Here is a 12,667-nt window from a genome sequence, read left to right on the forward strand (position 1 = left end):
ATGGGTATCAAACGACAGAAATATATCAGACTGACACTAACCTACCTTGTGATTTTGGCAATGTTTGCGATCATCATTTATCCGCTCCTCTGGATTGTCGGCTCTTCCTTCAATCCAGGGCAGAGCTTGTCCGGTTCAAGCATCATCCCGAAAAATGCGACGCTTGCCCATTATCAGGAGCTATTCGACACAAGCCGAAGCAATTACCTGTACTGGTACTGGAACTCGCTGAAGGTAAGTGTACTGACAATGGTGTTTACAGTCATCCTTGTCAGCCTTACAGCGTATTCATTTTCACGATACCGTTTTATCGGACGTAAAAACAGCTTGATGACATTCCTGATCCTGCAGATGATACCAAACTTTGCAGCATTGATCGCGATTTTTATACTTGCATTATTGACTGGATTGCTTGATACACACCTTGGTTTGATCCTTGTATACGTCGGCGGTGCGATCCCGATGAATACTTGGCTCATGAAGGGGTATCTTGATACGATTCCAAAAGAACTTGATGAATCAGCTAAAATGGACGGAGCGGGACATCTGCGAATCTTCTTCCAGATCGTCATGCCGCTTGCCACTCCAATCATTGCCGTTGTTGCGCTGTTCGCATTCATCGCGCCATTCGGCGATTTCATCCTGGCAAGGATCCTCTTGCGTACAGAAGAAAAATACACCCTGGCTGTCGGTCTTTACGATATGGTTGCCAAGCAGTTCGGTGCTGAATTCACCACTTTCGCTGCTGGTGCTGTATTGATCGCTGTACCGATCGCCATCCTGTTCCTGTCATTCCAGAAGTACTTTGTATCAGGTTTGACGGCTGGTGGAACAAAAGGATAATCTATTAGGGCAGACAATTTTTAAGCAAAGGCCATTTTTGGCCTTTGCTTAAATTATGAGGAGGAGCGGAGATGAAAAAAGTTCTCATCTTCATCTTGATTCCGTTGCTTCTTTTTAGCGCTCTCCCTGTAGGAGCGGTTGAAAAAGAAGGACGAGCTTGGCAGGATGAAACAATTTATTTTCTGATGGTGGACCGTTTTAACAATGGAGACAACAGCAATGATTTCAAGGTTGACACCAATGATCCAAAGGCCTATCATGGCGGGGACTTCCAGGGGGTTATCAACCAGCTGGATTATATAAAAGACATGGGCTTCACAGCAATCTGGCTGACACCTGTGTTCGATAATGTCGACAAAGGCTACCATGGTTACTGGATCAGTGATTTTTACAATACAGAAGAGCACTTTGGAAGCGTTGACAAATTCAAAGAACTGGTAAAAGAGGCACATGACCGCGACATCAAAATCATCCTTGATTTTGTCGTCAACCATGTTGCACCAGAACATGAATGGGTAAATGACCCGGCTAAGAAGGATTGGTTCCATGAGAAGCAAGATATCATTGACTGGACCAACCAGGAAGAGCTGGAAAACAACTGGCTATATGGCCTGCCGGACTTAGCGCAGGAAAACCCTGAGACCAGGCAGTATCTGCTTGACGCTGCTAAATGGTGGATTGAGGAAACGGATATTGACGGCTACAGACTTGATACAGTCAGGCACGTACCTGTCGATTTTTGGGCTGATTTTTCAAAAGAAGTGAAGAGTGTTAAGGACGATTTTTACTTGATCGGCGAGGTTTGGTCCAACGATCCAAACTATATCGCTGAATATGATAAAGCCGGAATTGACGGTTTTGTCGATTTCCCTTTGAATGAGCAGCTGCGCACGGCTTTTGAAAAGCCTGACCAAACGCTGGACTGGCTGTTTACGACAGCTAAAAGAAATGAAACGATTTATGAGAATCCTGAATTGATGGGGAATTTCATCGATAATCATGATATGGTCCGGTTCACAAGGAAAGCGGTCCAGAACAGGCAGCACCCGGGCACAAGATGGAAGATGGCCTTGACTTATATGTACACAGCACCTGGAATTCCGATTGTCTATTATGGCAGCGAGATTGCCCTTGATGGAGGAGAAGACCCGGATAACCGCAGACTGATGAGCTTCAGGGCGGATAAGGAACTGATCGATTACATCACCAAAATTGGCGAACTGAGAAATCAGCTGCCTTCTTTGCAGCGCGGGGATCTCGAGCTTCTGTATGAAAAGAAGGGCATGGCTGTTTTTAAGCGGACATATCAGGATGAGACGTCCGTCGTCGCCATCAATAACACATCCAATACGCAAAATGTCACACTGACTGCAGACCAGCTGGAGGGTGACAAGGAATTAAGAGGGTTGCTTGCCAATGATATGGTGAAGAGCAAGGATGGAGAATACCATCTTTCAATCGACCGGGAGGAAGCTGAAATCTATGTTCTCGCTGACAGAACGGGTTTGAACATCCCATATTTAACAGCAATGGGCGCAGTTTATATTGCATTCTTCGCATTCATTTTCATGCTTGTCAGACGGGCGAAACGGAAGAAGAAGTAACGGGGAAATATTCACCAATATTGCCAATGGCAATTACGGCAACACTGAAAAAAATACGGAAAAAACACGAGTAATTCATTATAATAAAGATAAGGATTTTTTCTGGCAAAAGGGAGGGGAACTTAATGGCTGTCACAATTAAAGATGTTGCGAAGGTAGCAAATGTCGCGCCTTCAACTGTCTCGCGTGTAATCGCCAACAGTCCTAGAATCAGCGAAAAAACGAAGGAACGAGTCAGGGAGGTTATGGACCAGCTTGGGTATCACCCAAACTTCATCGCCAGAAGCCTTGCAAGTCAGTCAACACGGGCTATCGGGCTAGTCATGCCGAGTTCGACCGATGTTGTTTTCCAGAATCCGTTCTTTCCAACAGCCTTGACAGGATTGAGCGAGGGGGCACATGCCAAGCAATATGCTCTCCATATGACAACCGGCAAGACGGAGGACGAGATTTTTGATGGTGTCGTTTCGATGGTTCAGGGCGGCAGAGTAGATGGCGTAGTCCTTTTATATTCAAAGGTAGAAGACAAGGTCATTGCCTATCTGAAGGAAAGAGACTTTCCGTTCGTCGTAATCGGTAAACCGTTTAAAGATGATGAAAATACAAGCTATGTCGATAATGACAATTTTAAAGCAGGAAAAGAAGTGACAGAGCATCTGATTCAGCTTGGCCATGATCGGATCGGATTCATCGGTGGAAACCTTGACCTGGTCGTGACAGTTGAACGCTTGCTTGGTTATGAAAAAGCTTTGCGCAACTCAGGAATCCAGCTTGTCGATGAATACATCGTCAATGATGAATTCCTCCGTGAGAGCGGACAGGATGCAGTCCAGGTTTTGCTATCGCTGGACAAGCCGCCGACCGCTATGGTGGTTGCAGACGACCTGATGGCCCTCGGTGTGTTGAATAAACTCGATGAAATGGGAATTTCCGTCCCAGATGATATTTCCATTGTCAGCTTCAATAACGTCCTGATTGCTGAAATGGCAAGACCTCCATTGACATCAGTGGATATCAATATTTTCGAGCTTGGCTTCCAGGCAGCAAAAAGCCTGATCCAAAAAATAGAAAATCCGGATGAACCAATCAAGCGGATCATCGTGCCATTCAAAATCGTATCACGATTCTCCTGCAGCCAGCCAAAGGACCACAAAGAGGTTATGATTTAATGAGAAAAAGCAAAGCGCGCATGCGCTTTGCTTTTTTTGTGTTTAACCATTTACGATTGTGCCGCCATTGACATGGATGGTCTGGCCGCTGACATAAGTGGAATCGTCGCTTGCCAGATAGACATAGGCAGGAGCCAGTTCGAATGGCTGGCCAGCTCGTCCTATTGGCGCGTTCGTTCCAAACTTCGCTACTTCTTCAGCAGAGAAGGTCGATGGAATCAAAGGAGTCCAGATCGGACCTGGCGCCACACTGTTAACACGGATGCCTTGTGAAGCGAGAGACATCGCAAGGGAACGCGTAAACGTAACAATCGCCCCTTTGGTCGCAGAGTAGTCAATGAGCTTCTCATGGCCCTTGTAGGCCGTAATCGATGAGGTATTGATGATGGTGCTGCCTTTCTTCAAATGTGGAAGGACAGCTTTTGTCAGATGGAACATCGAGAATACATTAGTGCGGAATGTCTTCTCAAGCTGATCGGCAGAAATATCGAGCAGGCTCTTTTGCGGATGCTGCTCCGCTGCGTTATTGACAAGGATGTCAATCTTACCAAACTCATCAATCGTCTTCTTGGCCGCCTCCTCACAGAAATGCTCGCTGCCAACATCACCCGCCAGAAGCAGGCATTTGCGTCCTTCCGCTTCAACCAGTTGCTTCGTGGTTTCTGCGTCATTGCTTTCTTCGAGATAAACAATAGCAACATCGGCACCTTCCTTGGCAAAATAAATCGCCACCGATTTCCCAATGCCGCTGTCGCCGCCCGTGATCAAGGCAACCTTGCCAGCTAATTTCCCGGAACCCTTATAGTTTTCATCAACCGACTTTGGCTCCGGCTTCATTTCCGGTTCAGTACCCGGCTGATGGTCCTGATGCTGGGGCGGAAAGCCCTGCTTATTATTTTCGTTTGCCATGATTCACTTCACTCCCCGATAGTTTAAGTCACATATATTAAATTCCTTAAAAAACCAGAGAAAAAACATGGAAATTCCTTCTTAATGGGGGGAGGAGTAATTAGATTTGGTAAAAAAACATGAATGGCGCGTTATCTAAGCCTTGATGGTAGAAAAAATAGCAGAAATCCCTTCTCACAGCAATGTGGGAGTGCTAAGCATCAAAAATAACCTAATTAGGGGCGGGGACCCTGCCTTTTGCAGAGTTAATTTTCTATGATTTTAATTTAATTAACCTTTTTGCCGTTTTAATTAACCAAAATCAGTTTTTAATTTACCTTTTTCCCATTATAATTTACCTTTTCTCCATTTTAATTAACCAAAACTCGATTTTAATTCACTTTTAGACATAATTTGTAAAAGAAAAGCGGCCTCCCAAAAAGGAAGCCGCTTGATCATCAACCCATTTTCTTTTTAAAGATGGAGTACGTCTTGTAACCGCCAGTCAGGTTCTTGACCTTGAAGCCGTTCTGCTGAAGGATACGGGATGCGAGATATCCTCTCAAACCGACCTGGCATGTAATCAGGATGGTTTCGTCCTTTGGAAGCTCATCCAGGCGGTTGCGCAGGTCATCAAGCGGAATATTCTTGGAACCTTCGATCATGCCGTCTGCGTGTTCTTTCTCAGTACGAACATCAATCATCACTGCGCCATCCTTGATCAGGCCGTCAACTTCGTAATGCTGGACCGTTTCAATTGTTCCATCGACAATGTTGGATGCAACATAACCAGCCATGTTCACTGGGTCTTTAGCAGATGAGAATGGCGGTGCATATGCCAGCTCAAGTTCCTGAAGGTCATAGACACTCAATCCGCCTTTGATTGCTGTGGCGATGACATCGATGCGCTTATCTACACCGTCTTTACCAACAGCTTGTGCGCCGTAGATTTTCCCGGTTTCTCTGTCGAAGATAACCTTAAGTGACATTTGCTCTGCACCTGGGTAGTAGCCAGCGTGTGAAAGGGGATGGATATGAACCACTTCGTATGGAATTCCGAGTCTGCGCAATAGCTTTTCGCTGTTTCCAGTAGTCGCTGCTGTCAGCTCGAAAACTTTAACGATTGATGTGCCAAGTGTACCAGGATAGGCAATATTACGGCCGTTAATATGATGTCCGACAATATGAGCCTGTCGGTTAGCCGGCCATGCCAGCGGAATCATCGTTGGCTGCCCATTGATGTAGTCTGTTACTTCAATCGCGTCACCCATGGCATAGATCGACTCGTCTGATGTCTGCAGGTATTCATTGACCTTGATGCCGCCGCGTTCGCCCAATTCTAGTCCTGCACCGACTGCAAGCTGGTTTTCTGGACGTACGCCGATTGACAGGATAATCAACTCTGCATCAAGAACTTTGCCGCTTTCAAGCACAACCTTCGTGCCATTATCCTGTACGTCTGTGATTCCGTCGCCAAGGACCAGCTCAACGCCGTTCTTTCTCAGTTCATCCTCGACGATTGCAGCCATCTCAGGATCGACAGGACCCATTACCTGCGGCAATTTCTCAACAAGCGTAACATCTACTCCTGCATGGACGAGGTTTTCAGCCATTTCCAATCCGATGAAGCCGCCGCCGATGACAACTGCATTCTTTGGTTTATTGTCTTCAAGATATGCTTTGATTTTATCCATATCAGGAATGTTTCTTAGAGTGAAAACATTCGCGCTCTTTAAGCCTTCGATTGGAGGAACGATTGGCTTCGCTCCCGGTGATAAAACAAGGACATCATAGCCCTCAGTGTATTCTTCGCCAGTCTGGACATGTTTTACCGTTACCGTTTTTTCTTCACGATTGATTGCAGTCACTTCAGAGAAGTTGCGGATATCCAGGTTATAACGTGCGTTCATGCCTTCAACTGTCTGAAGGAGCAATTTCTTTCGGTCTTCAATTACGCCGCTGATATGGTAAGGCAGACCGCAGTTTGCAAACGAAATGAATTCGCCTCTTTCAAAAAGAACAATCTCTGCTTGTTCATCCAATCTTCTAAGTTTTGTTGCTGTAGTTGCTCCACCTGCTACGCCGCCTACGATCACGGTTTTTTTACCCATTGTATTAGTCATCCTTTCCGTGAAAATGTATGTTTTTATACCCCTACTGGTATATTAACGTGAAAATAGGGGGAAACCAATAGAACTTTGTGAAGGATTTGTGAAACTTTGAAATTCTGACCGATAAATATCACATCTTCTATACTACATTTAGAATACAAAGAAGCTTCCATAATTTTGTGAAGCATTCATGACTTTTATATATAGAAAAAGCGGACGATGTTTCCATTGTCCGCTTTTGCCCATCCTATTTAGTTTTAGCCCAATTATTATCGATAATTCACAAACTGCACATCTACAGTAAGGTCAGCTTCCTTAACTGCCGCTATGATTTTTTGGAGGTCATCGCGGTTCTTACCGGTAACACGGACCTGATCATCCTGAACCTGGCTCTTGACCTTCAAACCGCTATTTTTAATGAGGGTGTTTATTTTCTTCGCGTTTTCCTTGTCAATCCCTTGAACCAGCTTTGCTCTCTGGCGGACAGTTCCTCCTGAAGCACGTTCAACTTTTCCGTAGTCAAGGTTTTTTACAGGAATCCCGCGTTTGATCATTTTGCTGAATAGAACGTCCTTCAACTGGTCAAGCTTAAATTCATCATCGGAAATGAGGACAAGTTCCTCCTTATCAAGCGAGATTTCACTTTTGCTCCCTTTAAAATCATAACGGGTCTGGATTTCTTTCATTGCGATGCTGATTGCATTGGTCACTTCGGACATTTCAATTTTGGATACAATATCAAAAGAGCTCTCTTTAGACATGTCTACCTCCGGAATAGGAAAATTTGCGGCGCACGCTTTTGCCAATGCGCTTTCGCTTTTGCTTACATTATAGTAAAATATAGCAGTTCAAACAACTTTACGTAATTGGGTATCTTTTGTTTTAAAAACTTAGGAGGGATTTTATGTCCTTAAATGAATATACAGGTCAGACTTTGAAGATGACTGTCGCGAGGATTGCTGAATACGGCTATTTTTTAACGGATGGAGAAGAGGATGTGCTGCTCCATTCCAACGATACGGACAAGTCGTTTGAGGAAGGGGATGAGGTGGAAGTTTTCCTGTTTGTTGATTCACGTGGTCGTCTCACGGCAACGACGACCATCCCCAAAGTACAGGTTGGAAAATATGATTGGGTTCCTGTTGCAGGTGTAAAGGAAGGGATCGGCGTATTCCTGGACATCGGCATCAGCAAGGATATTTTGCTTGGGGAAGAAGATTTGCCGGTCGTGAAATCGGTTTGGCCTCAGGAAGGGGACTTGCTGTACACCACGCTGCGGGTCAATCGGAATAATATGATTTACGCGCGTGTGGCGACCGATCCAGTCATTCAGGAGATTTCCGTTCCTGCAACAAGAAGTGCATTCAATAAAAACGTTCATGGCTACATCTACCGTACAGCACGGGTCGGCAGCTGGATCATCACGGCTGAAGGCTATAAAGGCTTTATCCATGAATCACAGCGCAGCACAGAGCCGCGGATTGGCGAAAAAGTCGAAGGGCGCATCATCGATGTCAAACCGGACGGGTCCGTCAATATTTCGCTGCTGCCGCGGAAGCAGGAGGCTCTCGATGAAGATGCCGAAAAGATCATGAATTATCTTGACCTGCGGAACGGAGCGATGCCTTATCATGACAAGAGCATGGCGGAGGATATCCAGGAGCGCTTCGGCATGAGCAAAGGCTCTTTCAAAAGGGCGCTGGGCAGGCTCATGAAGGAAGGAAAGATCTATCAGGAAGACAACTGGACATATAAAAAAGAAAAATAGAGCCGGCCGGCTCTATTTTTCTTTTTACAGATGATCGGTTTTCTTGGAGTATTCGTTCTTGCCTGCTTTGCGGTTCTTTTCCCGCATCATATTTTTTTCATGGCGAAGGGCATTATTGTCCTTTGCTTTTTTATCGTTATCAGAGGTATGCGGCATAATAAAAACTCCTTTCAAGTTAGGTACATTTTATTTTCCCTAAAACCTGAAAGGAGTATGTAACTTATGATGGCAGTTTGTTTAAAAAGAAAATAGCAATTGTGCCAGGGCCGGTATGGGATCCGACTGCTGCACCAATAGAGGTGATGTAGACATCCTTAGCCTTCAGCTCTTCCAAGATCATGTTTTTCATCTCAGTCGCTGTGTCAAGATCGTCCGCATGGCTGATTCCGACTACCTGCTGTTCAAATCCTTCACCGCGCTCCTTCATCACTTCGACAATCCTGCGGAGCAGCTTTTTCTTTCCGCGGATTTTCTCGATTGGAACCAGTTTGCCATCTTCGACATTGAGCAGCGGTTTGATATTCAAAAGGCCGCCGACAAATGCGGAAGCTTTTGAGACTCGTCCGCCTTTTGCGAGATGGTCAAGGTCATCAACTGAAAATAAGTGCTCCATATGCTGGCTGTGGAAGTGGACTGCTTCGACGATCTCTTCTTTTGATCTGTTCTCCTTAGCCAAACGGACAGCTTCCTTCACAACAAGTCCATAACCGAGGGAAGCACATTTTGTGTCAATAATGGTCAAGTTGAAATCTGGATAGTCCTCCTTGACCTGTTCAGCGATCATGACGGCCGTCTGGTATGTTCCGGATAATTCAGATGAGAACGCTATGTATATTCCGTCCTGATTATTCTCGGCCATATCTGTAAAAACATCTTTAAAACCAGCAGGAGAAGCCTGTGAGGTTTTAGGGAGATTGCCAGCTCTGATTGCATCGTAAACTTGTTTAGGCTGGATGGTTCGAAGGTCCTCATACTCGGTGCCATCAATCTGGACCTTCAATGGGAATAAAGTTGCTCCATTTTCTTCATAAAAATTCAGTGGCAAATCACATGCACTGTCAGCCATGATTTTTACTGACATAACTTTCACCTGCTTTCAACCTATATATGATAATAGTTTATCGGGAATATCGCAAAAAGACAATTAAATGTAGTGATTTTCGGCAAAATAGGGGTAGAGGATGAATAGACAAAAATAAGGGGGATTTACATGATCTGGTTGGAAACGAAAAAAATCATCATTGTCGTCATCGGGGCATTCCTGAATGCGATGTCGCTGAATTTCTTTTTGATACCGGCTAATGTATACGCCAGCGGCTTCACTGGTATTGCGCAGCTCGTATCAAGTATCCTTGGGGAATTTGCACCATTCAATATTTCTACTGGTATCCTTTTATTACTTTTGAATATCCCGGTGACCATCCTCGGCTGGATGAAAGTAGGGAAATCATTTACGCTGTACAGCTTTATCTCTGTTGCGCTATCATCCTTCTTTCTCGAACTTCTCCCGGTAAAAGAAGTATCAAGCGACATTCTGCTGAACGCTGTTTTTGGCGGCGTGGTAGCAGCAATCGGTGTCGGGCTGACTTTGAAGTGGGGGGCATCCACAGGTGGAATGGATATTATCGCGATGGTGCTTTCGCGCATGAATGATCGTCCGGTTGGTACATATTTCTTTCTCCTGAATGGCATCATTATAATGACAGCTGGTTTTGTGTTCGGATGGGAAAATGCGCTATACACCCTTGTCGCCTTGTACGTGTCGACCCGGGTGATCGATGCGATCCATACCCGCCATGAGAAATTGACGGCGATGATAGTTACCAAGAAGTCTGATGAATTAAAGAAGGCCATCCATGACAAGCTCGTCCGCGGCATAACATTGCTGCCGGCAAAGGGGGCATTTTCAGGGGAACAAAAGGAGATGCTGATCATCGTCATCACGAGGTATGAATTGTATGATCTCGAACACATTATCAAAGACGTCGATCCTCAGGCATTCACCAATATCGTGGAAACAGCAGGAATCTTCGGGTTCTTTAGAAGGGAGTAATACTGAAAAAGGAGGTTTGTGAATGAGGAAAATCAGCTTATTGATCATTCTCCTCCTGATGGCCGTAGCACCTGTACTGGCAATCGGAGAAGAAAAGCCATCATCAAGACAAACGGAATTCAGTTTTTATGTCGACCCTGTAGCGGGACCGGAAAAAGCGGTGTTTGAACTCGTTCTGATAAACACAGGTAATAATCCGCTTGCCTTTGAGTTTCCAACCTCGCAGAAATATGAACTGACAGTAAACGATCCGTCGGGGAAGAAAGTTTATCAATACTCAGATGGAAAGGCGTTCACCCAGGCTTTCGAAACAGTGACACTAAAGCCGCGGGGAAAAATCAGCTGGAAGGAAAGCTGGGATTATCTAGCAGCAGGGGAGCGTGTGAAAGAAGGCGAATATACGGTTACCGCGAATTTGAAGGCCATCAGCGTCAATGGCAAGCCGATTGCTGACAAAAAGCTGATGACTGATGCAAAAACGATGTACATCCCTGGCGAAAATCCGGTTTTTAAAGGAGTGCGGGCAGAAGGTAGCAAGGGGACATATAAAGTCTCCGGGGAAGCCAGGCCGATCCATGGCAAATTTTATTATACGGTAGAGGATGGCCACAATGAATTGGTCGGTGAAACTGAGCTGATTTTTACAGAAAAGTACCCGCAGTGGAAACCGTTCACCATCGACATTTCCATTCCCGAGAACAAACTGCCTCAAAATGCTTCGCTCATCCTGAATTTGTACGAGAGAAGCAAGGACGGCGAAATTATTCACACATATCCTGTTTTGCTCGAAAGATTCAATAATCAATAAGAATAAAAGCAAAAGCTGGCGGTGATTTCCGCCAGCTTCTGCTTTTACTTGCTTTCGATAGAATTCAGCTCGTCCTGAAATGACCGAAGCTGCTCTTTTTCAGCCATTGTCGTGTTGGCATAGGCTGAAGAGAGAGCGTTTTTCGCTGTGCTGATGGCCGCCGCTTGTTCCGCAGGCTCTGCAGTCTGGGCTAGCTGGACAGCTTTCCTTGCTTCCTGAAAAAGCCTGTTTCCCATTTAGATTCCTCCTAATGAGGACTCTTTGACATTGGCCATTTTCTGAGCTTCAGCTTCGGCATACGTGGTGTGGTAAGGGATTCTTTGATCATGCTTGGCGACAGTATCTACACCTTGCTGTACAAAACGCTTGGATTTATTGCTTTTACCCATCGTTGTACCCCTCCATCTACGAGCGAATTTGAAACAGGCTTGAAGCCGCTTCAAGCATAGTATGTGCTTTCACTGGAAAAACAAACAGCGTTGCGCCAAGAGGTTCGATTTGGCAGGAGGCCAATAATGTGAGTAGCAGAAAAAAAAGCCCGACAGGCATGCCTGTCGGGCTTTAAGGGACGTTTTAGAGAGCTTTTAGATTGAGCAGATCGTTCAAATACACACCGATCCCATCTTCTTCATTTGTCAGCGTCATGTCATTTGCGATGTTTTTCACTTCGTCGACCGCATTTCCCATCGCAATTCCGCGCCCTGCGTACTCAAGCATTTCCAGGTCATTGTCTTCATCACCGAAGGCAATGATCCTTTCAGCCGGGATTTGGAAGTAATCCGAAGCCCGCTTCAAGCCAACCGCTTTATTCAGACCGCTTTTGACGATTTCCACCACATGGAACGGAGCTGCCCAGCTGCGGTGGTCAATGACTTCCGCATGTACCTCGGACAGGTGTTTGCGTATTTTGCGGACATCGTCCTCGTCTGAATGAATCAGCATACTTGTAGGAGAAGCCTTTAGAAATCTCCTCAAATCGCCTGTCGTGATGTTCGGATTGCCCATATTAAAGATATCCATCAATTTTTCATCGTGATAATGAACGTACACATCATCGATGACCTCGGCGATGATATTGTGGAATTTGAAGTCCTCGAGCGCTTCGACAATGTCTTTTGCCACATCGATGGACAGTGGTGAATGATGGACTCCCCAATTGTTATCAAGCGGGTGGTGTACGAATGCTCCATTGAAGTTGACGATTGGCGTGTCCAGTTCAAGCTCATGGTAATACATTTCGCTCGAACGGAATGGTCTTCCGGTAGCAATCATCACAACATGGCCCGCCTCACGAGCTTTTTGGATGACATGTTTGTTCTTGTCTGAGATGGTTTTTTCATCTGTAAGTAAAGTACCATCAAGGTCCAGTGCAATTAAATGTTTTTCAGCCATAATTACTCCTTCTTTTATCTCTTTTTTTTAT

14 protein-coding genes are annotated in these 12,667 nt (G+C 45.3%); 6 read left to right on the top strand and 8 right to left on the bottom strand.

What is annotated here, in order from left to right; genetic code table 11:
• From EJA10_RS01510 to EJA10_RS01520, 3 genes are all read left to right on the top strand, one after another.
• Positions 1 to 843: a sugar ABC transporter permease gene (locus EJA10_RS01510; protein ID WP_125478221.1), complete on the top strand. Its 843-nt coding sequence runs from the start codon at positions 1 to 3 to the stop codon at positions 841 to 843.
• 71 nt (positions 844 to 914) lie between these two features.
• Positions 915 to 2,447, top strand: a complete 1,533-nt coding sequence (locus tag EJA10_RS01515) for an alpha-amylase family glycosyl hydrolase (protein WP_125478222.1) — start codon at positions 915 to 917, stop codon at positions 2,445 to 2,447.
• A 125-nt stretch (positions 2,448 to 2,572) separates the two neighbouring features.
• Positions 2,573 to 3,616 (top strand): LacI family DNA-binding transcriptional regulator, encoded by a 1,044-nt coding sequence (locus tag EJA10_RS01520; RefSeq protein ID WP_125478223.1) that lies wholly within the window; start codon positions 2,573 to 2,575, stop codon positions 3,614 to 3,616.
• Positions 3,617 to 3,658: 42 nt separating this feature from the next.
• Here the strand turns inward: EJA10_RS01520 and EJA10_RS01525 are convergent, their stop codons facing one another.
• From EJA10_RS01525 to EJA10_RS01535, 3 genes are all read right to left on the bottom strand, one after another.
• Positions 3,659 to 4,525, bottom strand: coding sequence for an SDR family oxidoreductase (locus EJA10_RS01525; RefSeq protein ID WP_125478224.1), 867 nt, complete (start codon positions 4,523 to 4,525; stop codon positions 3,659 to 3,661).
• 437 nt (positions 4,526 to 4,962) lie between these two features.
• Complete coding sequence (locus EJA10_RS01530) at positions 4,963 to 6,615, bottom strand: CoA-disulfide reductase (RefSeq protein ID WP_125478225.1); 1,653 nt, start codon at positions 6,613 to 6,615, stop codon at positions 4,963 to 4,965.
• Positions 6,616 to 6,884: 269 nt separating this feature from the next.
• Positions 6,885 to 7,376, bottom strand: a complete 492-nt coding sequence (locus EJA10_RS01535; protein WP_125478226.1) for a YajQ family cyclic di-GMP-binding protein — start codon at positions 7,374 to 7,376, stop codon at positions 6,885 to 6,887.
• 143 nt (positions 7,377 to 7,519) lie between these two features.
• Here EJA10_RS01535 and EJA10_RS01540 point away from each other — a divergent pair, with 143 nt between their 5' ends.
• On the top strand, positions 7,520 to 8,383 hold the full coding sequence (locus EJA10_RS01540) for a CvfB family protein (RefSeq protein ID WP_125478227.1): 864 nt from the start codon (positions 7,520 to 7,522) through the stop codon (positions 8,381 to 8,383).
• Between the two features lie 24 nt (positions 8,384 to 8,407).
• On the opposite strand, the gene EJA10_RS01545 is transcribed toward EJA10_RS01540, so the two are convergent.
• Both EJA10_RS01545 and EJA10_RS01550 read right to left on the bottom strand, forming a co-directional pair.
• Positions 8,408 to 8,539 carry a DUF3941 domain-containing protein gene (locus EJA10_RS01545; protein ID WP_125478228.1) on the bottom strand — a complete coding sequence of 44 codons (132 nt, stop codon included), beginning with the start codon at positions 8,537 to 8,539 and terminating at the stop codon, positions 8,408 to 8,410.
• A 64-nt stretch (positions 8,540 to 8,603) separates the two neighbouring features.
• The gene (locus EJA10_RS01550; RefSeq protein ID WP_125478229.1) at positions 8,604 to 9,464 is read right to left on the bottom strand and encodes a DegV family protein; all 861 of its coding nucleotides are present in this window, start codon (positions 9,462 to 9,464) and stop codon (positions 8,604 to 8,606) included.
• 129 nt (positions 9,465 to 9,593) lie between these two features.
• Between EJA10_RS01550 and EJA10_RS01555 the strand changes: the two genes are divergently transcribed.
• Positions 9,594 to 10,436: a YitT family protein gene (locus tag EJA10_RS01555; protein WP_125478230.1), complete on the top strand. Its 843-nt coding sequence runs from the start codon at positions 9,594 to 9,596 to the stop codon at positions 10,434 to 10,436.
• A gap of 22 nt (positions 10,437 to 10,458) precedes the next feature.
• Positions 10,459 to 11,244 carry a BsuPI-related putative proteinase inhibitor gene (locus EJA10_RS01560; protein ID WP_125478231.1) on the top strand — a complete coding sequence of 262 codons (786 nt, stop codon included), beginning with the start codon at positions 10,459 to 10,461 and terminating at the stop codon, positions 11,242 to 11,244.
• Positions 11,245 to 11,288: 44 nt separating this feature from the next.
• Here the strand turns inward: EJA10_RS01560 and EJA10_RS01565 are convergent, their stop codons facing one another.
• The 3 genes from EJA10_RS01565 to EJA10_RS01570 form a co-directional block, all read right to left on the bottom strand.
• Complete coding sequence (locus tag EJA10_RS01565; RefSeq protein WP_125478232.1) at positions 11,289 to 11,480, bottom strand: DUF3813 domain-containing protein; 192 nt, start codon at positions 11,478 to 11,480, stop codon at positions 11,289 to 11,291.
• Complete coding sequence (locus EJA10_RS23180) at positions 11,481 to 11,633, bottom strand: hypothetical protein (RefSeq protein WP_170169028.1); 153 nt, start codon at positions 11,631 to 11,633, stop codon at positions 11,481 to 11,483.
• 184 nt (positions 11,634 to 11,817) lie between these two features.
• Entirely contained in the window at positions 11,818 to 12,636 is an 819-nt protein-coding gene (locus EJA10_RS01570) for a Cof-type HAD-IIB family hydrolase (RefSeq protein WP_125478233.1), read from the bottom strand.
• Between the last annotated feature and the right edge of the window lie 31 nt (positions 12,637 to 12,667).

The sequence above is a fragment of the Mesobacillus subterraneus genome (assembly GCF_003937825.1).
In the GTDB taxonomy this organism is placed as follows: Bacteria; Bacillota; Bacilli; order Bacillales; family Cytobacillaceae; genus Mesobacillus; species Mesobacillus subterraneus.